Origin of the sequence: Microvirga terrestris, assembly GCF_015694425.1 — a bacterium.
Classification (GTDB): Bacteria; Pseudomonadota; Alphaproteobacteria; order Rhizobiales; family Beijerinckiaceae; genus Microvirga; species Microvirga terrestris.
In genome coordinates this window covers 51,442-73,760 of record NZ_JADQDN010000008.1, presented here as the reverse complement: position 1 = coordinate 73,760, position 22,319 = coordinate 51,442, and the positions used below count along the sequence as shown (strand labels likewise).

Sequence of the window (22,319 nt, the reverse complement as noted above, 5' to 3'; positions counted from 1 at the left end):
TCCTTGCGATTAGGGATGCACGAGTTCGGCGAGCTTCTGGAGTTCGACATTGGCCCCGCACAGGAGCACGCCGATTCTTTCACCTGAGCGTGGCATATAGGCGCCGGATATCAGCGCGGCCAGAGCGGCTGCGCCGCCGGGCTCGGAGGCGATGCGGTAATCGCGCCAGAGCGTCCGCTGGGCATCGCGGATCGCCGCATCGGTGACGAGGGCCACATGATCGACCGTCCCGCGGCAGACCTCGTAGACCAGATCGCCGGTGTTCTTGGCGCCGAGCGAATCGGCTGCCACCGAATCGATTTCCACGTCGACCGGCCCTCCGGCTGCAAGTGCCGCGTGGAGCGCCCGAGAGCCTTCCGGCTCCACACCCACCACCTTCACGCGGCCCGCCCACCAACTCGCCACGCCGCTGATGAGCCCGCCGCCGCCTACCGCCACGAGAACGGTGTCGAGGGCAGGGCCGTCCTGTTCCCATTCCAGCGCCGCCGTGCCCTGGCCGATCATGGTGCTTTCCGCGGCAAAAGGATGGATGCGCAGGGCGCCTGACTCTGCGACGAAGCGGTCGCAGGCCTCCTGGGCGTCCGCATAGCGCGCGCCGCCGATCACCACCTCGGCGCCGTGCGAGCGGATGACGGCGATCTTTGCGGGACTCGAGATCTCCGGCACGAAGATGCGGGCTTTCACGCCGAGCTGGCTCGCCGCATAGGCCACCGCCGCGCCATGGTTGCCGCCGGAAGCTGCCGCGACACCGGCGGACGGCAGCTCCTGCGACAGGAGCGCGTTGAAGGCGCCGCGCGTCTTGAACGAGCCCGCGTGCTGCAGAAATTCGAGCTTCAGGCTGACCGGCCCGTCATGGCCGAAGGCCCGGTTCTGATGCAGGACCGGCGTGCGGCGCACGTGCGGGGCGATGCGGGCATGGGCGGCTTCGATCTCGGCGCGAATGATGGTCATGAGATGCGCAGGGTCCAGATGGCGACCGGCAGGCCGTGGGCGTCGCGGCCGGGCGGGTCGGGAAAGGGTTGTCCTCCACCTCTCGCGATATCGAGCGCCACGGTCAACCCCGCGAGTGCATCGAGCAGGTCGTCCTGCGCGGCTCCCCGGGGAGGAGGTGCATGGATCAGCTCATCGGGCAGGAGGCCGGATCGCGTGAGCAGTTCGCGCCGCAGGGCCATGCCAGGTCCATAGGGTATGCCCTTCACCTTCTTCGGCTGGCCGAGGGCCTCAGCATGGTTCAGGGCCCAGAAGGCGAGTTCCGGATGCACTTCGTACACGCGCGGCAGCAGATCGGGCCGCGCCCGCAGCAGCGCGTCGATCTCGCGGATCCTGGGAAAGATCGCAAAGCCCTGGCGGGAGACTTTTCGCGGCGGATCCGAGGTAGCAGCCGCAATCGCGCAGGCCTCTCCGTAATCCTCGGCCTCCACGGCGCGGCGCGAGGGGATGGCGAAGACGGACGATTGCCTTTGCCCAAGCAGCGGACGGATCAGCTGCTCCGGCAGCCGGCCTGAGCCATCCGTGCGCTCGGGCAACCCGATGGGCATGTCGACCGCGATCACCTCTGCCTTTTCAGGTGCGTCCGCGATGGCGGCGAGCGTCGGCGCCGTCATGATGCGATGGGCGTGCGGGTCGTCCACCCGCAGGACCACCGCGATCCACCCAGCCCGGCAGCCGTCGACGCCTGCAACCCACATTCCGAGCCTCCTTGTCATCCTCAGGCCGAGCGAAGCGAGGGAAGGGGATCCAAAGCGCAGTGCGGGTGAGTGGATTCCCTTCCCCTCCGCTGACGCGTCCTCCCGGGAATGACACTGTTCTTCAGATGGGACCACGATTAAGACCGATCCGCATCGTGAGGAAGACGCCATGACCACCATCCGCCCGCGCCGCTCAGCGCTCTACATGCCAGGCTCCAATGCCCGGGCCATCGAGAAAGCGAAGACGCTTGCCGCGGACGTGGTGATCTTCGACCTTGAGGATGCGGTGGCGCCGGACATGAAGGCTGAGGCCCGCGAGCAGGTCTGCGCGGCGGTCCAGGCCGGCGGCTACGGAAGGCGTGAGCTGGTGATTCGCATCAACGCCCTCGAAACGCCTTGGGGCGAGGCGGATCTCGCGGCCGCCGTTGCAGCGGCGCCCGATGCGATTCTCGTGCCGAAGGTCTCGTCGGCAGAGACGCTCGCGGCGGTGGGTCTCAGTCTGCGCAAGCTCGGGGCTAAGGAGCGCACCCGCGTCTGGGCCATGATAGAGACACCGCTTGCGGTTCTGAATGCGGAGTCGATCGCGAGCGCGGCCCGCGATGTCGACACGCGCCTCGACTGCCTCGTCATGGGCACGAACGATCTCGCCAAGGACACTCGCGCCCGCCTGCTGCCGGGACGCACCGCGATGCTGCCCTGGCTCATGACGGCGCTCGCCGCCGCGCGGGCGCATGGCATCGACATTCTGGATGGGGTCTACAACAGCCTTTCCGATGCAGAGGGCTTTCGCGCAGAGTGCGAGCAGGGCCGCGATGGTGGCTTCGACGGCAAGACGCTGATCCACCCGAATCAGATTGCAACCGCCAACGAGATCTTCGCGCCCTCAGCGGAGGAGATCACGAGCGCCCGCGCCATCGCGGCAGCCTTCGACCAGGCGGAGAACGCGGGCAAAGGCGCCATCAACCTCGACGGCCGCATGGTCGAGCGGCTCCATGCCGAGATGGCAAGGCGCGTTCTTGCGCTGGCAGCGGCGATTGGGGAGCGTTCATTGTGAATGTCATCCCGGACGGCGCAGCAGAACCCGGGATCGCGTGAAGAGTATAGCGCGTGAGCCCTCCTCCCCCTTGTGGGGAGGAGTTGGAGGTGGGGGTGTGAGCGATAGCCTATGAAGGTGGGGGCGCCGGCACCCCCACCCTGGCTGTTTCGCAGCCCCCTCCCCACAAGGGGGAGGGAAACAGCACTATATCCTGCACGCGATCCCGGACCTTCGCTGCGCTTCGTCCGGGATGACGCCAAAGAGAAAGCTCAATCCCCCAACGGCCGCGCCTCTTCCGGCAGCATGATCGGGATGCCGTCGCGGATCGGGTAGGCGAGCTTGGCGCGGCGGCTGATCAGCTCCTGTCGCGCCGCGTCGTATTCCAGCGTTTCCTTAGTGAGCGGGCAGACGAGAAGCTCCAGGAGCTTGGGGTCGATTCGCGTTGCCTCCACGGCCTGGGGCGTCTCGGGTGTGTCGGGAACCATCGTCAAAATTCCTATTGCAGGGTCGAGTCGGAGCCGGCACTGCTGCGGGCGAGCTCGATCTCGGTGAGCGCGATAAGTACTTCGGCCCGCGACTTGAGATTGGGTGCTTCCAGCAGCGCCTGCTTCTCGCGGATCCCGAACGGGCTCATCATGCACAGCGCGTTCACGAGGGCCTCGTTCGGCGCCTCCTCGATCCCACGCCAGTCGACCTTTACGTGCACGGCGTCGACGAAGTCGCGCAGGGCTTTGACCACGCCGGCCCGGTCGACTTCCGTTTCGCCCGCGCGGGCCGTGAAGTCGGACGCGAAAGGCTCGAAACTCACGCGGCACCGGCGGAAGAGATCGATCGGCGGCAGCTCCTCTTCGATGCGAAAACGCGCAACGCCGATGAGCGTGATCAGGTAGCGCCCGTCGCCGGTCTCGGCGAATTGGGTGACGCGGCCGGCGCAGCCGACCCGGTAGAGCTTCGGCACGGAGGCATGGGCGTCATTGTCCGCGTCGGGCTGCACCATGCCGATGACGCGGTCGGTCTTGAGCGCCTCATCCACCATCGCGACATAACGCGGCTCGAAGATGTTCAGCGGCATCTGGCCGCGCGGGAGAAGAAGCGCGCCGGGAAGAGGAAAGACCGGGATGACCGACGGGCAATCCTCCGGCCCTCGGTATACCGCGTTCATTCCCATTCCGATCTCCCCAAACTTGGGCGCATCAGGAGAACAGCAGCGAGGAAAGCCTCCGCCGCCCTGCCAGCGTCATCTCGTCCATCGGGCCCCAGGCCTCGAAGAACTGAACGAGCTGCTTGCGCGCGCCGTCCTCGTTCCAATTGCGGTCGCGGCGGACGATTTCAAGGAGGTGATCGACAGCTTCTCCGCGCCGCCCGCGGGCGTTCAACCCGACGGCGAGATCGAAGCGGGCCTGATGGTCCGCAGGATCCACCTCAACCTGGCGCTGGAGATCCGCCAGGTCGCCCAGGGAGCCCGCCTGCTCGGCCAGTTCGATGGCCGCGCGGGCGCCGGCAATCGCCGGATCATTGGCCTTCGCCTGGGGCGCCATGGAGAGAAAGCGTTTGGCGCCCTCGAGATCGCCCACCTCCACATGGAGCTTCACGAGCGCCGCGAGCGCCGCAACGTTCTCGGGATCCTGCGAGAGGACGGCGGCGTAGAGCTCGGCCGCCCCGCCCATGTCACCGGCGGCCGCCAGATTGTCGGCCTCAGCCAGGATCTCCTCCACGGCACTGGGGCCGAGGGGCCCCACCAGGCGCTCGATGAAGCTCTTGATCTGGCTTTCCGGCAGGGCGCCCATGAAGCCGTCCACCGGCTGGCCGCGCTGGAACGCGAAGACGGCAGGAATCGACTGCACGCCGAGCTGACCGGCGATCTGCGGATGATCGTCGATGTTCATCTTCACGAGCTTCACCTTGCCGCCGGCGGCCCGCACGGCCTTTTCCAGGATCGGGGTGAGCTGCTTGCAGGGTCCGCACCAGGGCGCCCAGAAATCCACGAGCACCGGTTGCTGCATGGATTCAGCCAGCACGTCCTGTCGGAAATTTGCCGTGGTGGTGTCCTTCACCAGATCGTCGGACGGGGCGGGATTGTCGGAGAGCATGCGATCCTCGAAGGGTGGAGGCGGAAGACGAATTTCCCTTAGATGGGAGCTTGAGCGTTGTCTGGCAATTCCGCCGGCGGCTCCGGCAGGCGCAGGATCAGCGGATCATGGCCCGTGGCGCGCAGGAACGTCACGAGATCCTCCCGCGACACGCCGGTGGTCATGGAATTGACCAGGGGATGAAAGTTCACCCGCTCGTGTTCCATGAGGTTGGCGTCGAGCACCATCGTGACCTTGCCGTCCGTGTCGTTCACCACGGCGAAGGCCGTGACGGAACCGGGCTCGACGCCCAGCAGCGCGCGTAGCTGCTCGGCGGAGCCGAAGGACAGGCGGCCTGAGGCGCCAAGGACCTCGTGCATCCGCTTGAGATCGATGGCCGTGTCGTGCTTGGCGGAAATCAGGAAGAAGCGGCCCTTCTTGTCCTTCACGAACAGGTTCTTGGAATGGGCTCCCGGGATTCGTTCCTTGACGGATTTCGACTCGGCCACCGTGAAGACGGGTTCATGCTCCACCGTCTCGGTCTGGATGCCGAGGGCGGACAGGCGATTCAGGAGTTCCTGCGGGGACAGATGGGCCAAGGCAATTCTCCAAAAACCTCTTTGGCTTCTAGCGACCGGATGAAGCAGGCTCAAGGGTTTGCCAGAAAAGTTCTGCGGGACCCTCTTGCAAAGCGCGCTGTTTTGGGGCACATCACGGGCCTCGCAACGATGCCTCGGCATCGCGGAGCGCGGGTGTAGCTCAGGGGTAGAGCACAACCTTGCCAAGGTTGGGGTCGAGGGTTCGAATCCCTTCGCCCGCTCCAATTTCTCTCAAGCTTTGAGAGTTTCACGAAGGCCCGCCAACCGGCGGGCTTTTCGTTTTTCAATCCCTCAAGGCCTCGCTGAAGCCTTAGGCCTCGCTTCGAAAAACCATTGGGCTTATATCTCGGCAAAACCGGGAGGGACCCCATGGCTGACGCACGGCACCTGAGCATCTTGAAGGAACTCGAGCGCAAGGTGCTCTGGCTCTCCACCTGGACCATCCACAACGCCAATCACCTGCGTCCCAATGAAGATGGGATGAAGATCGGCGGGCACCAGGCCTCCTCCGCGTCCCTCTCAACCATCCTGGCGGCGCTCTATTTCTCGGTGCTGCGCCCCGAGGACCGGGTGGCGGTGAAACCCCATGCCAGCCCGATCTACCACGCCATCCAGTATCTCTTCGGGCGCCAGACCCGCGAGAAGCTGGAGAATTTCCGCGGCTACAAGGGTGCGCAATCCTATCCCTCCCGCACCAAGGACATCGACGACGTGGATTTCTCCACCGGCTCGGTGGGCCTCGGCGTCGCCCAGACGCTGTTTGCCAGCCTCGTGCAGGATTACGTGAAGGCTCATGGCTGGGCCAAGGACAAGCCCGAGGGCCGCATGATCTCGCTCGTGGGCGATGCGGAGATGGACGAGGGCAACATCTTCGAGGCCCTGCTGGAAGGCTGGAAACACGGCATCCGCAACACGTGGTGGATCATCGACTACAACCGGCAGAGCCTCGACGCGGTGATTCGCGAGGGCCTGTGGCAGCGCTTCGAGGCGCTGTTCCGCAATTTCGGCTGGGACGTGGTGGTACTCAAGCACGGCTCGCTCATGCAGGCGGCCTTCAAGGAGCCCGGCGGCGAGAAGCTGCGCGACTGGATCGATTCCTGCCCCAACCAGCTCTACTCCGCCCTGACGTATCAAGGCGGCGCCGCGTGGCGCAAGCGCCTGCTCGACGACCTGGGCGACCAGGGGCCGGTCACCCGCCTCATCGAGAAGCGCTCGGACGAGGAGCTTGCCGAGCTCATGGCCAATCTCGGCGGCCACGACCTGCCGAGCCTGCTCGACGCCTTCGAGAAGGCACGAGGGCACGACCGCCCGGTCTGCTTCCTGGCCTATACCATCAAGGGCTTCGGGCTCCCGCTCGCCGGCCACAAGGACAACCATTCCGGCATGCTGACACCCTCCCAAATGGAGGCCTGGCAGAAGACCCAAGGGGTGCGCCCCGGCCATGAATGGGACAAGTTCGAGGGCGTGACGATCCCACAGGCCGAGGTCGAGCGCTTCCTGAGCGCGGTGCCGTTCATCCAGAAGGGCACCCGCCGCTACGCCGCTCCGGCCGTGCCGGTGCCGGAGAAGCTCACCTTCCCGGCCAATCCGGCCATGTCGACCCAGCAGGGTTTCGGCTTCATCCTCAACGAACTGGCGCGCTCGGACAACGCGCTTGCCGCGCGGGTCGTCACCACGGCGCCGGACGTGACGGTCTCGACCAATCTCGGGGCCTGGGTGAACCGGCGCGGGCTCTATGCCCGCGAGAGCCTGGTCGACACCTTCAAGAAGGAACGGATCCCCTCCACCTACAATTGGGAATTCTCGCCGTCCGGTCAGCATATCGAGCTCGGCATCGCCGAGATGAACCTCTTCATCGTGCTTTCCGCACTCGGTCTGTCGCATTCCCTCTTCGGCGAGCGCATCCTGCCTATCGGCACCCTCTACGACCCGTTCATCTATCGCGGCGCCGATGCGCTCAACTATGCCTGCTACCAGGATGCCCGCTTCATGATCGTCGCCACGCCGTCCGGTGTGACGCTGGCCCCGGAGGGCGGTGCGCACCAGTCGATCGGCACGCCGCTGGTCGGCATGGCGCAGGATGGCTTGGCATCCTTCGAGCCCGCCTTCGTGGACGAGCTTGCGGTCATCATGCGCTGGGCCTTCGACTACATGCAGCGCGAGGGAGGTGAGCCCAATGAGAAGACTTGGCTGCGCGACGAGACCGGCGGCTCGGTTTATCTGCGCCTGTCCACCCGTACCCTGGAGCAGCCGCAGCGCGAGATGACGCCGGAATTGGCCGACGACATCATGGCCGGCGCCTACTGGCTGCGGAAGCCCGGGCCGAACGCTCAAGTTGTCGTAGCCTATACGGGCGCGGTCGCGCCGGAAGCTATTCAAGCGGTGGGTCTCATGGCTGAGGACCGGCGCGATATCGGCCTGCTCGCCATTACCTCGGCCGACCGTCTCAATGCGGGCTGGACGGCGGCGCAGCGCGCCCGCGAGCGCGGCCTCGTTCATGCCCGCTCCCACGTGGAGCGCCTGTTTGCCGACGTGCCGCCCCATTGCGGTCTGGTGACGGTGATCGATGGTCATCCGGCCACGCTCGCCTGGATGGGCTCGGTCATGGGTCACCGCACCCGCTCCCTGGGCGTGGAGCATTTCGGCCAGACCGGCACGGTCAAGGACCTCTACCGCCATTTCGGCATCGACGCGCGGGGCATCATTGCGGCCGCCGAGATGATCGCCCCAGGCCGCCCCATGCGCCATCTGCGGGCGGTCTAGCAGGAACCGAGGGGGAGCGGGGGAAGTCTGCAAGCGGCAAAGCAGCGCTGAGGCCCTGGGAGCATTCCGAAAGATTTGCGGCCGAATGGTTCACATGCTAACCGCGTGCCTCTAATCGGGAACTTCGCAGAATCCATGGCGTCCAAGACCATCCTTCGGGGTGACACCCTTCCCTTGATCAGCCGTCTGTGGCGGGACTGGATGCGCCCGCACCGGAAGACGCTGGCCGTGGTGCTTGTGCTGGTCGCCCTGGTGTCCGGCGCGACGGGGCTCTACCCGGTCCTGATCAAGGCGGCTTTCGACGCCTTCGACATCAAGGATGCCCGGGCCATCATGCTGGCCCCGCTCTTCGTGATCGTCGTAACCTCCGTGAAGGGCTTCTCGCTGCTCGCGCTCACCGTGCTCACCAACAAGGTGGTGACCCGGATCGAGGCCGACATGCAGACGGCTCTCTACGGCCACATGATCGAGGCCGATCTCTCCCAGATCGACCGCGAGAGCCCGGCGGCGCTGACCCAGCGCTTCACCACGGATTTCTCCTTCATCCGGGAGGCGCTGACCCGCCTCTCCACGGTATTCCTGCGCGAGTCGACGACCCTCATTGCGTTGATCGCCGCCATGCTCTGGATCGACCCGGTGCTGACCATCGTGGCGGCCGTGATCGCGCCCTTCTTCGCCTACCCGGTCAACAAGATCGGCCGGAAGCTGCGCCAGGTGGCCGCGTCGACCCAGGAGCAGACCGGCGTGATGGCGAGCCTCATCACCGAGAGCCTCGCCGGCACCCGCATTGCCAAGACCTACGGGCTCGAGCGCTATCTGAAAGCCAAGGCTGCCAAGACCTTCGACGACGTCCGCGGCCTCAAAATGAAGGCGGCCAATGCCCGTGGACGGATGGATCCGGTGCTCGAGACGGGCGGCGGCCTTGCCGTGGCCATCGTCCTGATGCTGATCGGCCAGCGCATTCTCGCCGGGGACAGCACCGTGGGAGATTTCACCGGCTTCGTCAGCGCCCTCGTCATGGCGGCGCATCCGGTCCGGGCGCTCGGCAACCTCAACGCCATCGTCCAGGAGGCGGCGGCCGCCCTGCATCGCACCTTCGACGTGATGGATCAGGCACCCAAGATCCAGGACAAACCGGGGGCCGAGCCGCTACGGCTGGCGGGCGGCGAGATCCGGTTTGCGGACCTGTCCTTCTCATACGACGGTGAGGCGGCCGCCCTCGACCACGTCAGTCTCGTGGCCGAGGCCGGGCAGACCACAGCCTTGGTCGGCCGATCCGGCTCGGGCAAGTCGACGCTCTTGTCCCTCGTGCCGCGCCTTTACGATGCGACCCGGGGCGCCGTCCTGGTTGACGGGCAGGATGTGCGTGACGTCTCCCTGGCAAGCCTGAGGCAGGCTGTTGCGGTGGTGAGCCAGGATGTGATCCTCTTCGACGACACGATCCGGGCCAACATCGCCTTCGGACGATCCAACGCCTCCGACGAGGAGATCGTGAATGCCGCCAAGGCAGCGGCCGCCCATGATTTCATCATGAGAATGCCGGAAGGCTACGACACGGTGGTCGGGCCTGGCGGCGGCCGCATGTCGGGCGGTGAGCGCCAGCGCATTTCGCTCGCCCGCGCCTTCCTGAAAGACGCGCCGATCCTGCTCCTCGACGAGGCGACGAGTGCCCTCGATTCCGAATCGGAGCGGCTGGTGCAGGATGCCATCCGCAAGCTGATGAGGGGCCGCACCACCCTGGTGATCGCCCACCGCCTCTCGACGGTCCGCAACGCGGAAAAGATCGTCGTGATGGAAAAGGGCCGGGTCGCGGAAACGGGCTCGCACGAGGCTCTCATCGCCAAGGCGGGAGCCTATGCCCGCCTGCATCGCCTGCAGCTGTCCGACGACAGCGAGCCCAGCCTGGTGGTCTCCTGAGGCCTATTCGCGCCGCATGATCCTGTCGACGAGAATGTGGGACCAGAAACCGTACCGGAAATTCCGCTCCAGATCGTCCGCATCGTACCGGGTCTCGATCCAGGTGAGGAACGGAATGCCCTTGGCTTCGCCGTCGCGGCGGTAGAGGTCGAAGAACGCATCCAGGATGCCCGTCTTCGAGAAGCGGAAATGCCCATAGCGCATGGACAATTGCCGCTGGGCCTCGTCGATGGACTTGCCTTCATAGACCACGAGATAGAGAGCAGCCACGAAGCCGGCCCGGTCCGCCCCCGACTTGCAGTGCAGGACCGCCGGGTATTCGATCGTGTCGAAGAATTCCTTGGCGGAGAGCAGGGTCTCCCGGTCCGGTGCGCCGCGGGAGCGCACCACGAACTCCACGAGGTTAATGCCGAGCCGGTCGCAAGCGTCCTTCTGGAGCTGCCACGAGCCGTGCTCCCGGCCGCCACGCAGGTTGATGATCGTCTTGATGCCTTCGGCTTTCAGGGCGGCAATCTGGTGCGGTGCCGGCTGGGCCGAGCGCCAGAGCTGGTCGGTGACCGGGTGCTTGTTCAGGTAGAAGAGCCGGAACACGCCGTGATCGGCAATGAGCATATGGGCCCAGGCGCGCAGGCGCCCGGACAGGCCCTCGACGGGCCTGTCCCATCGGGCGATCCGGGCCATGCGGCGGGCATAGCGGACTTCAGGCTTAAGGAACCTGTTGAACACGTCGATCCAGCAATCTCTTTTTATGTAAGATCATTCGGTTCAAGCCCGAAGGCGGCCCTTATCGACGATAGGCGCCGAATAATCAATCGGCTGCTGCCTATGCCGTTGCCGCAGGGAAAGTTCCCGCTCCCCCGGCAAGGCCTGATCCGCTGAGCGCAACCAATCTGTTGCCGGTCCGGCGCCCGTCGTGTAAGGGGTGCGCTCCGAAACAACCCTCGTCAACGACAAGAGCGTCTGGACACCGGCCTTCCCAAGCTTGCCGGCGCCGCATCGTTGAGACCAACACGCATTTCAGGAGAGCGGCGTCATGTCGTCCACCTTCGAGACCGTCGCCGGCATCATTTCAGAGACCGCCGATATCCCGCGCGAGCAGATCACGCCTGAGAGCCACGCCATCGAGGATCTGGGCATCGACTCGCTTGCCTTCCTCGATATCGCGTTCGCGATCGACAAGGCCTTTGGGATCAAGCTGCCCCTGGAGCAGTGGACCCAGGAAGTGAACGAGGGCAAGGCTCCGGCCGAGGAATACTTCGTTCTGAAGAACCTTGTGGCGCGCATCGATGCGCTGGTGGCCGCCAAGCAGGCCTGAAGACAAGAAAGATTATCCCGGCAGGTAGGCCTTGAGGGGCTCGTCGGGATGGTAGGCGCGACGCAGCCCTCCTCCCCCTTGTGGGGAGGAGTTGGAGGTGGGGGTGTAAGCGTCACGCTGGTCCAGTTCATCGCTGGCACCCCCGCCCCTAGCCCCTCCCCACAAGGGGGAGGGGGACAGGTTCTGCAAAACCATGCGCCTCGAATATTTTGAAATGATCGACCAGGTGACGGCCCTCGACCGCGAGACCAAGCGGATCGAGGTGTCGTCCGTCGTCCCCCAGGAAAGCCCCGTCTTCGAAGGGCATTTCCCCGGCCATCCTCTCGTGCCCGGTGTTCTCCTTACCGAGACCATGGCTCAGGCCTCCGGCTATCTCGTGCTCGGCCTGATGGGCTTCACCCACATGCCGTTCCTGATGGGCGTCGACAAGGCGCGCTTTCGCACCTTCGTCGGACCGGGTACGGTGCTCACCGTCACGGCGCAGCTGGAGCATGAAGGTTCGGGCTATGCGGTGACCAAGGCCAGGATCAGGGCCGAGGGCAAGCCGATCTGCGACGCTGAGCTGCGCTTCCGGATCATGCCCTTTCCTGACGGCATGGACGGCCTGATGCGCGCGCAAGCCAAGCGCATCGGCCTCCTGGAGGAAAATTTGTGATGCGCGACGTCGTCATTACGGGAGTGGGCCTCGTCTCCTCGGCCGGGGAAGGCCTTGAGGCGCATCTGAAGGCGCTGGCCTGTGGCACCCCGAATACGGATGCGGCCAGTTTCGAGCCCTTCCCGGTCCACCCGGCCGTTCCCCTCGAATGGGACCGGCAGATCCCGAAGAAATCCGACCAGCGCCAGATGGAGCCGTGGCAGAAGCTCGGCTGCTATGCGGCGGGCCTCGCCCTCGATGCCGCCGGCGCCAAGGAGGATGCGGCTCTCAAGGGCCGCATGCAGCTCATCGTCTCGGCCGGTGGCGGCGAGCGGGATTATGCCGTCGACGGGCAGATCCTCACCGGGCTGCGCCAGGCTGATAATCCCGGCGTCTTCCTCAATGAGCGCCTGATGGGCGACCTGCGCCCGACCCTCTTTCTCGCTCAGCTCTCCAACCTGCTCGCGGGCAACATCTCCATCGTCCACGGGGTGACCGGCGCCTCCCGCACCTTCATGGGTGAGGAATCGAGCGGCGTCGACGCCATCCGCATCGCCCGCGAGCGCATCGCCTCGGGTCAGGACGACATCTTCCTCGTCGGCGGTTCGTACAATGCCGAGCGCCCCGATGTGCTCCTCATCTACGAGATGGGTGGCTTCCTCTGGAAGAAGCCCTACGCTTCCGTCTGGGAGCGCCCGGCTCAGGGCGGCGGCATGATCCTGGGCAGCGGGGGCTGCTTCCTGGTGCTCGAATCCCGCGAGCACGCTGCCGCGCGCGGCGCAAAGCCGCTTGCCGCCATTGCCGGCGTCGCCTCCGACCGCAGCCGCCGCAAGCCGGACAGCGTCGAGACCGCGCTTCACGATCTGTCGCGGCAGCTCGGGGCGAAGCCTGACACGGTGATCTCCGGTGCCACCGGCATCAAGGCCATCACGGACGAGGAGCGGGCGACGCTCAAGGACATTGCCCCCGGCGCTGCGGTCCATGCGACGGGCGATCTCGTCGGTCACACCATGGAAGCCCAGGCGCCCATCGGTGTCGCGCTGGCCGCAGGCCTGATCGCCGGAGGCCAAGCGGGCGAGGCACTCGTCACGTCCATCGGACATTGGCGCGGCGAAGGCGCCATCCGGCTCACCAAGGCTTGAGGAGAAGGCTATGGCGCTTCGCGACAAACAGGGCCGCCCGCTCGTCGCCGTCACCGGCATGGGCGTGGTCACGTCCCTCGGCCAGGGCAAGGACGACACCTGGGCTGCGCTGACGGCCGGCCGGTCCGGAATTCACCGCATCGAGCGCTTCCCCACGGAGGGCCTGCGCACCACGATTGCCGGCACCATCGACTCGGTCGATGTGGAGCCCTTCTGCGCCCCCCTGCTGTCCGAGCGGCTCGCCATGCTGGCGGCGGAGGAAGCGGTCGGCCAGTCAGGGCTGGCATCGAGCGATTTCCCGGGCGCATTGTTCATCGCCGTGCCGCCGGTCGAGATGGAATGGCCGCAGCGCGCGGCTTTGGCCAGGGCCTCCGGACAGGACGGCGACGTCACCTACAAGGATCTGCTGAAGGCCGCAGCCTCGGGCGAGTTCAAGCCCTGGCATGATCTCTTCATCTTCGGCACGGTGGCCGACCGGGTGGCCGACCGCTTCGGCACCAGGGGCTCGCCGATCTCGCTGTCGACCGCCTGTTCGTCGGGTGCCACGGCGATCCAGCTCGGCGTCGAGGCGATCCGCCGGGGCGAAACGGACGCCGCGCTCTGCATCGGCACCGACGGCTCGGTGAACCCGGAATCGCTCATCCGCTTCTCCCTGCTCTCGGCTCTTTCAACCCAAAACGATAACCCGGAGGGCGCCTCGAAACCCTTCTCCAAGAATCGCGACGGCTTCGTCATGGGCGAGGGCGGCGCGGCGCTCGTTCTGGAGGATGCCGAGAAGGCAAGGGCGCGCGGCGCCAGGATCCTCGGCTATGTGCTCGGATGTGGCGAGAAGGGTGACGGCTTCCACCGCACCCGCTCGTCCCCGGACGGCATGCCGGCCATCACGGCCATCCGTCAGGCGCTGGAGGATGCAGGCCTCGCACCCGATCACATCGACTATGTCAACGCTCACGGCACCTCGACCCCGGAGAACGACAAGATGGAGGCCATGAGCTGCACGGCCGTGTTCGGCGAGCGCATGGCGAGCGTTCCGATCTCCTCCAACAAGTCGATGATCGGCCACACGCTGACGGCCGCCGGTGCGGTGGAGGCGGTGATGTCGCTCATGACCATCGGCACCGGCCGCATCGCGCCGACGATCAATTATCAGGTGCCGGACCCGGCCATCCCGCTCGACGTGGTGCCCAACGTCGCCCGCGACGCGACGGTGAACTACGTGCTCTCCAACTCCTTCGGCTTCGGCGGCCAGAACACCTGCCTCGTCTTCGGGGCCGAGCCGAAGGGGGCTTGAGATCATGACACGGGTTCTGGTGACGGGCGGTGGCAAAGGCGTCGGTGCCGCCATCGTGCGGGCGCTCGTGGCCGCCGGCCACGATGTCGACTTCACCTATCGCTCCTCGGGTGAGGCCGCGAAAGCGCTTAGCCAGGAGCTGATGCAGGCAAATGCTGGCCGCACCGTCACGGCCCATTCCGTGGATCTCGCCGACAAGGCGGCGCTGGAAGCTTTCTGCGAGACCATCGAGGGCGAGAGCTTCTTCGGGCTCATCCACAATGCCGGTCAGCCCTACGATGCGCTCGCCGCCATGATGCAGCAGGACAAGGCCGAAGCCGCCATGCAGGTGAACTTCTGGTCGTTCACCCGCATTGCCAAGGCGCTCATGCGCGGCATGATCCGCGCCAAGCAGGGCCGCATCGTCGCCATCGGGTCCGTGGCGGCGCTCCAGGGCAATCCGGGCAACGCCGCCTATGCGGCCTCGAAAGGCGCGCTGATCTCCTATTGCCGTACGCTCAGCGTGGAAACCGCCAAGCGCAATGTGACCGTGAACGTGATCGCCCCGGGCTTCATCGACACGGACATGATGGCGCCCTACGCGGCCTATCGCGACAACATGGAAAAGCAGATCCCGGCCGGGCGCTTCGCCAAGCCGGACGAGATCGCCGGCCTCGCCGCCTTCCTTCTGAGCGAGCCCGCCGCCTACATTACCGGCACGGTGCTGCCCATCGACGGTGGCCTGACCTCAATGCTGGGCGTGCATCGGTAAACGCTATGTCTGGAATGACAGCATAAGCCATAGCTATGTCTGTCGCATCTCTCACGCCTCGGCGGCGCGCAAATAGCGGGTCATCAACGCAGCCCACCAGCCGGCACTCATTCCGGTACCTAAGCCCATGACGGCATAGGGCAGCGCAAACCATAAGGCCTCTTGGGCCAGGTTTCGGTTGAAGGCTATGTAGACCTCTATGGCGTAGCGCATCCCGAACATGGTGAGGCCCGTCACGAGCCAGAACGCCGTCCCGGGCATCCAGATGATCCCCCGTGTTCTGTCGATGTCGATCCGGAGTAGCATGGTCCAGGATGCCCCGATCCCGATCCCCAAAAGACAACTGGCAAGCCACACGAGAAGAATGTCCGAGAGACGTGACGAAAGCAAAAGCGTGCCGAGCGCTGACGCCAGGAAAATGCCTGGTACGACGGAAAGGCGCGCAGGCGTTCCGCTTCTCGGTTTCAGGGCTCTCATGCCTAGATAGATGATCAGGGCGAGAACTGCCCAAACCCATGCAGGGGCACCTGTAACGATTGCCAAGATGGTGCTCACGACCGCCCCTTAACCTGAAGACAACTCTGTATTGTTATATGGGTATGAATGAGAGGAAAACCGCCAACAGCTTGCCATTCCTCCACCAGCCCTTTAAGCCGCCGCAATCAGCTTCTCCCGTCATGGCTATCCACGTCTTTGCTCCGCAAGGGATGGGCCCGGAACGAGTCCGGGAATGACGACGACAAGGATTTCGACCCATGCGCTCCCTCCAGCTTTTCGGCGACCGTGACCTTCGCATCACCGAGATCGACACGCCGCCGCCGCCCGCGCCCGGCGAGGTCCAGGTGCGGGTCAAGGCGCTGGCGCTGAACTTCCTCGATGTCTGGGGCTTTCGCGGCATGGCGTTCGCCAAGCGCAAGATGCCCCAGGCGGTGGGTGTCGAGGCTTCGGGTGAGATTGCGGCTGTCGGCGAGGGCGTGACGCGCTTCAAGGCGGGCGACCCGGTGACCATGTACGGGGCCGAGACCTGCGGCCATTGCGCGGCCTGCCGGAAGGGCTGGGACAATCTGTGCGAGAACGTCGCCGGCATCATGGGCTTTCATATCGACGGCTTCGCCCGCGAGCTGATCAACCGGCCCGAGCGCCTCGTGATCCCAGTGCCTAAGGGCGTATCCTTCGAGCAGGCGGCCTGCGCGCCCATCGGCTTCGGCACCGTGCAGCACATGCTGTTCGACAACGCCAAGCTGGAGCCCGGCGAGTCCATCCTCGTCCATGCGGGCGGCTCCGGCATCGGTACGGCGGCGATCAAGATGGCCAAAGCCATCGGCTGCACGGTCTACACGACGGTAGGCGATGACGAGAAGGGCGAGAAGGCGAAGGCGCTCGGCGCCGATTACGTGGTCAACTATCGCACCGAGCGCTTTGAGGGCGAGGTGAGGCGCCTCACCAAGCGCAAGGGCGTCGACGTGGTGTTCGAGCATGTGGGCGCCGAGACCTGGAACGGCTCGTTGCTGTGCCTCAAGCGCGGCGGTCGCCTCGTCACCTGCGGGTCGACCTCTGGTGTGTCCACCACCATGAACCTGATGCAGCTCTTCCAGCAGCAATACCGGATTTTTGGGTCCTTCGGATGCCGGATCGAGAACATCAGCCAGTCCCTGGACAAGATGGCTCAAGGCATGACACCGGTGATCGACGCGGTCTTCCCGCTCGACGAGTTCCGACAAGGACTGGAGCGGTTGGAGGGCCGAAAAGTCTTCGGCAAGGTGGTTGTGACGTTCTGAGCCGAAAGCGGGCCGCTGGAACAATGAGCCGCGACCGCAGACCTTGACGAAACCGTCTCCCCGCGGAAAGACCCGGGGAGCTTCTTTTCAGGCCAGGATCCCGACAACGTGCAGCAGCCCCACCGCCCCCGCAGCCTCGTCTCGCGCCTCACGGAGACGGTGATGGTCGGCGTCGTGCGCGGCGTCTTCGGCCTGGCGCGGGCGCTCGGCCCCGAGCGCTCCGGCGCGGTGGGTGCCGCGCTGACCCGCACCTTCGGTCCCCTGCTGCGCGCCCACAAGACGGCCCTCGCCAATATCCGCGCGGTCTATCCGGAGAAATCCGAGGCCGAGGTCAAGGCGCTTGCCATGGCGGCCTGGGACAATCTCGGCCGCACGGCCGGCGAATACCCGCATCTCGGGCGCCTGTTCGATTTCGATCCCGAGAGCGATGTTCCCGGCCGCACCGAGGTCGACGGCATCGACCACTTCTTGAGTCTGAGGGACGACGGCAGGCCCGGCCTCATCTTCTCGGCCCACCTCGCCAATTGGGAACTGCCTGCCATCTGCGCCGCCCGCTTCGGGCTCGACACCACGGCGGTGTTCCGTGCGCCAAACGATCCGGCCATCGCCCGCGTGCTGCACGAGATCCGCAGCGAGACCATGGGCAACTTGGAGGCGGCCCGCCAGGGTGCGGCCTTTGCCATGCAGGGGGCGCTGGAGAAGGGCGGGCATCTCGGCATGCTCATCGACCAGCATTTCACCCGCGGCGTGATCGTGACCTTCATGGGCCGCCCGGCCCTGGTGAACCCGATCCTCGGCAAGTTCGTTCGCCGCTTCGATTGTCCCGTCCACGGGGTGCGCGTCATCCGCCTGCCGAACCACCGCTTCCGCCTGCAGCTCACGCCGCCCCTCGACCTGCCGCGTGACCCGGACGGCCAGATCAACGTGCAGGGCGCCATGCAGGCCATGACCTCCGTGGTGGAGGAATGGGTACGGGAATACCCCGAGCAGTGGCTGTGGATGCATCGCCGTTGGCGGGTGCCTGCAACCGCTCAAGGTAACGTGAGTTCACGTTGATGCGGAATTCGTGTTCGATGGCGGCATCATGGTATCCCAATTGAAAGCGACCCTGGCGGCCCTTGCATTTGCTGCTTTTCTGCAGCCCGCTCTGGCTGAACCACCCCGCGCGGTGGTCGAACTCTTCACCAGCCAGGGTTGCTCCTCCTGCCCACCGGCGGATGAATTGCTGGTCGAGTATTCCCGCCAGCCGGATATCGTCGCCCTGTCGCTGCCGGTCAATTATTGGGATTATCTCGGCTGGAAAGACACGCTCGCCCATGTGGCCTTCACCGAGCGCCAAAAGGCCTATGCCCATTCCCGCAGCGACCGGCAGGTCTTCACGCCGCAGATGATCGTCAATGGCAAGAAGTCCTCCATCGGGTCCGACCGGGCCCAGGTCGAGAAGGCGATCCAGCTCACCACGAAAGGGCGCAAGACCCTGCCGGTGACTGTGAACATTGCTGAGCAGAACGATACGGTCACGATCACCGTCGAGGAGACCCCCGACACCACGCAGCGTGAGGCCGAGATCTGGATCCTGCCGGTGCTGAGATCGCAGACGGTGCCGATCGAGCGCGGTGAGAACCGGGGCAAGACCATAACCTATGCCAATGTAGTGCGCGGCCTGAACCGGGTCGGCGAATGGCGCGGCGGCTCCGCCCGCTTCGAGGTGCCGCTCGACATGGCCCGCAAGGGTGGCGATGCCTATGTGGTGCTCTTGCAGGGCACCGATGCAGCGCGGCCAGGCCTCATTCTCGGTGCGGCGAAGGGACCCGGTCTCTAATCGAGCAAGATCACTTTGTTCGGCAACTCGTCCACGTCGTCGAGACGGGGAGGGGCGTGCTCGGCGAGAATCGCGCCCGTGCGCCGAATGGCCTCTTCCAGTCCCGCGATCATGCGCCCTTCCCGGATCGTCGCCGTCAGTTCCGCGACGATGCCGATCCAGATTTGTGGATCGACCCGGTCCGCGACCCCAGTGTCGGCCAGGATTTCGGCATGACGCTCGGCAAGCGCCAGATAGATCAGCACACCCGTCTTCTCCCGCGTGCGGGTCATCCCGCGGCGCAGGAACTCGCGCGAGGCCGCCTCGTGAGCCTGGTTGTGCTTGATCGAGCGCGGCACCAGGGCAAAGCGCAGCTTCTGCCAGGAGAGCGCGAGGCTCAATGCCAGCGCCACCGCGAGCTGGATCAGCACAATGCGCGAGGTGCCGATGTCTGTGAGCCAGATCAGCGGCCAGGGCGTAACAAGCGCTGCGAGCATCGCCCAGAGCAGCGGAACGGCGCGGTAATGCCCGGCCTGCTCGGCGATCACGAGAACGATCTCGCCGGAGGTCTCGTCCTCCACGTCGCCGATCACGCTGGCCAGACGGGTCTGTTCGTCGGTTGAGATCATCTACCAGCTCCCCGAAGCGCCGCCGCCGCCCGACGAGCCGCCGCCTCCCGAGAAGCCGCCGCTCCCGCCGGACCATCCACCCCCACCACCGCCCCACCCGCCGGTGGTGACGATCCACGGGCCATGGCGGCCGCGCCGGATGCCGCGGCGGCCCGCGCCCATCAGGCGCGAGATCAGGAAGAACAGGATCAACAGGATGACGAAGGCTATTATGGGATCGATGGCGGTGGTGTTGTCCTCACGCACCTGTGCTCTCCGCTGCCATTCCTCCGCATCGCCGGTGAGGATCGACAGCATGGCGTCCACGCCCGCATTGATGCCGCCCGCGAAATTGCCCTTCTGGAACTGAGGCGCGATGGCCGTCGTGATGATGACCTTCGACAGGGCGTCGGTGAGAGCGCCTTCCAGCCCGTAGCCGACCTCGATGCGCACTTTACGCTCCTGCGGCGCCACGAGGAGCAGCGCACCATTGTTCTTGTCCTTCTGGCCGAGCTGCCATTGCCGGAACAGGCGGTTGGCGTAGTCCTCGATCTCATAGCCTTCCAGTGAGCGCAGGGTCGCGACCACCACCTGATCCGTGGTCTTGTCCTCATGCGCCTTGAGCTTGGCCTCCAGCGCTTCCCGCTCCTCGGGTTTGAGGAGATTGGCCGTATCGACCACGCGGCCGGTCAGCGGCGGGAAGGTCTGGGCGAGGGTGGGGAGGGAGAAGAGAAGGGTGAGAAGGGTACCGATGACAGCAATGAGGGACGCAGATCTGCTCTCCTCCCCCTTGTGGGGAGGAGTTGGAGGTGGGGGTGTTGGCACCAAGTCAAATCTAGCGAAACACCAGCACCCCCACCCTAACCCTCCCCACAAGGGGGAGGGGACTTGTGGGGCTTTCCTCATCCCGTCAGAACTTCACCCCGTCAGAACTTCACCGGCGGCGGGCGGTCCGATCCGGGTGTGGCGGTGAACGTCTCCATGGGCTTGGCTTCTGGATAGAGAATGCCGGCAATCCAGCGTCCGGGGATTGTGCGCAGCTCCGTGTTGTAGGCCTGAACGGTCGAGATATAGTCGCGCCGCGCCACGGCGATGCGGTTCTCGGTGCCCTCCAGCTGCGACTGCAGGGCCAGGAAGTTGGTGTTGGATTTCAGCTCCGGATAGCGCTCGACGGTGGCAAGCAGCCGGCCGAGCGCGCCGGAAAGCTGGTTCTGCGCTTCCTGGAACTGGCGGAATTTTTCCGGGTCGGTGATGGTGGAGGCGTCGACTTGGACCTGCGTGGCGCGGGCGCGGGCTTCCGTCACCTGGGTCAGCACCTCGCGCTCCTGCTGGGCGAAACCTTTGACCGTCTCGACGAGGTTCGGGATGAGATCGGCCCGGCGCTGGTACTGATTCTGCACCTCGCTCCAGGCGGCCTTGGCCCGCTCTTCCAGGGTCGGGACATTGTTGATGCCGCAGGCCGACAATCCGAATGCCAGGATCAGGCCGATCAGGCCTATGCGGATCCGAGCCGTTGAGAGCAATGCGGTCATGTCTGTCCTTTTCGCGGTTCCTAGAGCATCGGACCCAAAAGTGGACTTGCACTTTTGGGATCCATCCGATGCTCCACTTCTTAAGTTACGCATCGTTGGGCGCGGAAAAACCGGGTCCACTTTTCCGCACGATGCGTTAGGTTCTTTTTGCCCCGCCCGGATCAACACATGGAGCAGGGGCGGCATTTCAACAAGCGGCTTTCGGGTGGCCGTGCACATGGAGTTGAGGCATGATCCCGCCGTAGTCACCGGATTCGCTTCATGAATTTCCTGCCCGACGTCAGCACTCTGCTCACCTACACCCTGGCCGCCATCCTGCTCTTCATCACGCCAGGCCCGGACATGAGCCTGTTCCTGGCCAAGACCATGTCAGGCGGGCGCAAGGCCGGCATGGCTTCGATGCTTGGCGCGACGGCGGGGTGCTGCGTCCATACGCTGCTCGCAGCCCTTGGCCTCTCGGCGCTTCTGGCTGCCTCCGTCACCGCCTTCACGGTGCTGAAGATCGTCGGCGCGCTCTACCTGCTCTGGATGGCATTCGATGCCGTGCGCAACGGCTCGGCCCTGAATGTGAAAGAGGATGGCCGGGCGGAGGTCTCGTTCTGGAAGACCTTCTTCATGGGCGTCGGCATCAATCTCACGAACCCCAAAGTGGTGCTGTTCTTCGTGACCTTCCTGCCGCAATTCGTGGACGCGAGCGATCCGCATGCGGCCGACAAGCTGTTGTTCCTCGGACTCTACTTCGTCGTGCTGAACACGCCGATGGGCGCGCTCATGATCCTGGGGGCCGACAAGATGATCTCGCTCCTGCGCGGCCATCCCAAGTTCATGCGGGGAATCGACTATTCCTTCGCGGGCCTGTTCTCGGTCTTCGCCATCAAGATCCTGGCGACATCGACCCGTTAGGCTCCTTTCGCCTCGGCTCGCGTCCGCCGATGATCGCCCAATAGATGAGGCCGGCCACGGCGCCGGTCAGTCCCAGCACGAAGCTCACATGCAGCTCCTCGGGGCTGGCGATCCGCGCCTGCCCGCGCAGGATCCAGGGCACGGCCGCCGTGAGCACCCCCGTGGCGAGGATGTGCCACAGAAGGCTGCGCATCCCCAGCACCTCGCTGACGATGGCGACCAGCAGCGGCGGGAAGATCAGCAGCGTGAACATGATCCTTCCGACCGCCAGGAACGCGTCCTCCACGATGGGTCCGGGATCCTCGGCCGCAAACACCGCGTCGATCAGCGACCAGAAGCCGACGAACAGCGTGTCGCCGGTCAGCAGCGCCATTACCGGATCGACCATGGTGGCGATGAGGAAGAACGTGCCGCTCGCGCCGACGGCGATGAGGAGCGCAAAGGGAATGAGGATGAGCCAGCGGATCATGGCCTATAACTAAAGGAGCCTCA

At 65.3% G+C, this 22,319-nt stretch carries 24 protein-coding genes and 1 tRNA gene; 13 read left to right on the top strand and 12 right to left on the bottom strand.

The genetic code is table 11. The features are described 5' to 3' along the window. Positions 1–9 precede the first annotated feature (9 nt). Together I2H36_RS15570 and I2H36_RS15565 are read right to left on the bottom strand one after the other, a co-directional pair. Positions 10–951 (bottom strand): threonine/serine dehydratase, encoded by a 942-nt coding sequence (locus I2H36_RS15570; protein ID WP_196264814.1) that lies wholly within the window; start codon positions 949–951, stop codon positions 10–12. Next, positions 948–1,688, bottom strand: a complete 741-nt coding sequence (locus I2H36_RS15565; RefSeq protein WP_196264813.1) for a DUF429 domain-containing protein — start codon at positions 1,686–1,688, stop codon at positions 948–950. Before I2H36_RS15565 ends, I2H36_RS15570 begins: the two co-directional genes overlap by 4 nt. Before the next feature lie 169 nt (positions 1,689–1,857). Between I2H36_RS15565 and I2H36_RS15560 the strand changes: the two genes are divergently transcribed. After that, positions 1,858–2,742: an HpcH/HpaI aldolase/citrate lyase family protein gene (locus tag I2H36_RS15560; RefSeq protein WP_196264812.1), complete on the top strand. Its 885-nt coding sequence runs from the start codon at positions 1,858–1,860 to the stop codon at positions 2,740–2,742. Positions 2,743–2,993: 251 nt separating this feature from the next. On the opposite strand, the gene I2H36_RS15555 is transcribed toward I2H36_RS15560, so the two are convergent. The 4 genes from I2H36_RS15555 to I2H36_RS15540 are packed head-to-tail and all read right to left on the bottom strand — an operon-like array spanning position 2,994 to position 5,392. Then, positions 2,994–3,209 carry a Trm112 family protein gene (locus I2H36_RS15555; RefSeq protein ID WP_190846049.1) on the bottom strand — a complete coding sequence of 72 codons (216 nt, stop codon included), beginning with the start codon at positions 3,207–3,209 and terminating at the stop codon, positions 2,994–2,996. An 11-nt stretch (positions 3,210–3,220) separates the two neighbouring features. Beyond that, complete coding sequence (locus tag I2H36_RS15550; RefSeq protein WP_196264811.1) at positions 3,221–3,892, bottom strand: LON peptidase substrate-binding domain-containing protein; 672 nt, start codon at positions 3,890–3,892, stop codon at positions 3,221–3,223. A 25-nt stretch (positions 3,893–3,917) separates the two neighbouring features. Further along, positions 3,918–4,814, bottom strand: coding sequence for a thioredoxin (gene trxA, locus I2H36_RS15545; RefSeq protein ID WP_196264810.1), 897 nt, complete (start codon positions 4,812–4,814; stop codon positions 3,918–3,920). 38 nt (positions 4,815–4,852) lie between these two features. After that, entirely contained in the window at positions 4,853–5,392 is a 540-nt protein-coding gene (locus I2H36_RS15540) for a prolyl-tRNA synthetase associated domain-containing protein (RefSeq protein WP_196264809.1), read from the bottom strand. A gap of 149 nt (positions 5,393–5,541) precedes the next feature. Here I2H36_RS15540 and I2H36_RS15535 point away from each other — a divergent pair. From I2H36_RS15535 to I2H36_RS15525, 3 genes are all read left to right on the top strand, one after another. After that, positions 5,542–5,616 (top strand) — tRNA-Gly (locus I2H36_RS15535). A 145-nt stretch (positions 5,617–5,761) separates the two neighbouring features. After that, on the top strand, positions 5,762–8,155 hold the full coding sequence (locus I2H36_RS15530) for a transketolase (RefSeq protein WP_196264808.1): 2,394 nt from the start codon (positions 5,762–5,764) through the stop codon (positions 8,153–8,155). Positions 8,156–8,290: 135 nt separating this feature from the next. Next, entirely contained in the window at positions 8,291–10,072 is a 1,782-nt protein-coding gene (locus tag I2H36_RS15525) for an ABC transporter ATP-binding protein (RefSeq protein ID WP_196264807.1), read from the top strand. A gap of 3 nt (positions 10,073–10,075) precedes the next feature. On the opposite strand, the gene I2H36_RS15520 is transcribed toward I2H36_RS15525, so the two are convergent. Further along, complete coding sequence (locus tag I2H36_RS15520; RefSeq protein ID WP_196264806.1) at positions 10,076–10,798, bottom strand: fused DSP-PTPase phosphatase/NAD kinase-like protein; 723 nt, start codon at positions 10,796–10,798, stop codon at positions 10,076–10,078. A gap of 307 nt (positions 10,799–11,105) precedes the next feature. Here I2H36_RS15520 and I2H36_RS15515 point away from each other — a divergent pair, with 307 nt between their 5' ends. The 5 genes from I2H36_RS15515 to I2H36_RS15495 all read left to right on the top strand — a co-directional run bounded on the left by I2H36_RS15515 (position 11,106) and on the right by I2H36_RS15495 (position 15,205). Beyond that, entirely contained in the window at positions 11,106–11,387 is a 282-nt protein-coding gene (locus I2H36_RS15515) for an acyl carrier protein (protein ID WP_009490841.1), read from the top strand. 193 nt (positions 11,388–11,580) lie between these two features. Beyond that, the gene (locus tag I2H36_RS15510; RefSeq protein ID WP_196264805.1) at positions 11,581–12,042 is read left to right on the top strand and encodes a 3-hydroxyacyl-ACP dehydratase FabZ family protein; all 462 of its coding nucleotides are present in this window, start codon (positions 11,581–11,583) and stop codon (positions 12,040–12,042) included. Beyond that, entirely contained in the window at positions 12,042–13,163 is a 1,122-nt protein-coding gene (locus tag I2H36_RS15505; RefSeq protein ID WP_196264804.1) for a beta-ketoacyl-ACP synthase, read from the top strand. Before I2H36_RS15510 ends, I2H36_RS15505 begins: the two co-directional genes overlap by 1 nt. 10 nt (positions 13,164–13,173) lie before the next feature. After that, positions 13,174–14,454, top strand: coding sequence for a beta-ketoacyl-ACP synthase (locus I2H36_RS15500; RefSeq protein WP_196264803.1), 1,281 nt, complete (start codon positions 13,174–13,176; stop codon positions 14,452–14,454). 4 nt (positions 14,455–14,458) lie between these two features. Further along, the gene (locus tag I2H36_RS15495; RefSeq protein WP_196264802.1) at positions 14,459–15,205 is read left to right on the top strand and encodes an SDR family NAD(P)-dependent oxidoreductase; all 747 of its coding nucleotides are present in this window, start codon (positions 14,459–14,461) and stop codon (positions 15,203–15,205) included. 51 nt (positions 15,206–15,256) lie between these two features. Here I2H36_RS15495 and I2H36_RS15490 read toward each other — a convergent pair whose 3' ends face one another. Then, the gene (locus tag I2H36_RS15490) at positions 15,257–15,760 is read right to left on the bottom strand and encodes a DUF6622 family protein (RefSeq protein WP_196264801.1); all 504 of its coding nucleotides are present in this window, start codon (positions 15,758–15,760) and stop codon (positions 15,257–15,259) included. A gap of 200 nt (positions 15,761–15,960) precedes the next feature. Between I2H36_RS15490 and I2H36_RS15485 the strand changes: the two genes are divergently transcribed. From I2H36_RS15485 to I2H36_RS15475, 3 genes are all read left to right on the top strand, one after another. Further along, positions 15,961–16,983, top strand: coding sequence for a zinc-binding dehydrogenase (locus I2H36_RS15485; RefSeq protein WP_196264800.1), 1,023 nt, complete (start codon positions 15,961–15,963; stop codon positions 16,981–16,983). Between the two features lie 108 nt (positions 16,984–17,091). Further along, a complete protein-coding gene (locus tag I2H36_RS15480) occupies positions 17,092–18,039 on the top strand; it encodes a lipid A biosynthesis lauroyl acyltransferase (protein WP_343234460.1) in 948 nt (315 codons plus the stop codon). Positions 18,040–18,067: 28 nt separating this feature from the next. Next, the gene (locus I2H36_RS15475; protein ID WP_196264799.1) at positions 18,068–18,805 is read left to right on the top strand and encodes a DUF1223 domain-containing protein; all 738 of its coding nucleotides are present in this window, start codon (positions 18,068–18,070) and stop codon (positions 18,803–18,805) included. On the opposite strand, the gene I2H36_RS15470 is transcribed toward I2H36_RS15475, so the two are convergent. The 3 genes from I2H36_RS15470 to I2H36_RS15460 all read right to left on the bottom strand — a co-directional run bounded on the left by I2H36_RS15470 (position 18,802) and on the right by I2H36_RS15460 (position 20,924). Further along, the gene (locus I2H36_RS15470) at positions 18,802–19,413 is read right to left on the bottom strand and encodes a TPM domain-containing protein (RefSeq protein ID WP_196264798.1); all 612 of its coding nucleotides are present in this window, start codon (positions 19,411–19,413) and stop codon (positions 18,802–18,804) included. The genes I2H36_RS15475 and I2H36_RS15470 overlap by 4 nt on opposite strands. Then, a complete protein-coding gene (locus I2H36_RS15465) occupies positions 19,414–20,154 on the bottom strand; it encodes a TPM domain-containing protein (protein ID WP_425523315.1) in 741 nt (246 codons plus the stop codon). It abuts the gene before it with no gap. A 164-nt stretch (positions 20,155–20,318) separates the two neighbouring features. Next, the gene (locus I2H36_RS15460; protein WP_196264797.1) at positions 20,319–20,924 is read right to left on the bottom strand and encodes a LemA family protein; all 606 of its coding nucleotides are present in this window, start codon (positions 20,922–20,924) and stop codon (positions 20,319–20,321) included. 261 nt (positions 20,925–21,185) lie between these two features. On the opposite strand from I2H36_RS15460, the gene I2H36_RS15455 reads away from it, so the two are divergent. Continuing rightward, positions 21,186–21,827, top strand: a complete 642-nt coding sequence (locus tag I2H36_RS15455) for a LysE family translocator (RefSeq protein ID WP_196264796.1) — start codon at positions 21,186–21,188, stop codon at positions 21,825–21,827. Here the strand turns inward: I2H36_RS15455 and I2H36_RS15450 are convergent. Then, positions 21,799–22,296, bottom strand: coding sequence for a hypothetical protein (locus tag I2H36_RS15450; protein WP_196264795.1), 498 nt, complete (start codon positions 22,294–22,296; stop codon positions 21,799–21,801). The genes I2H36_RS15455 and I2H36_RS15450 overlap by 29 nt on opposite strands. Positions 22,297–22,319 lie beyond the last annotated feature (23 nt).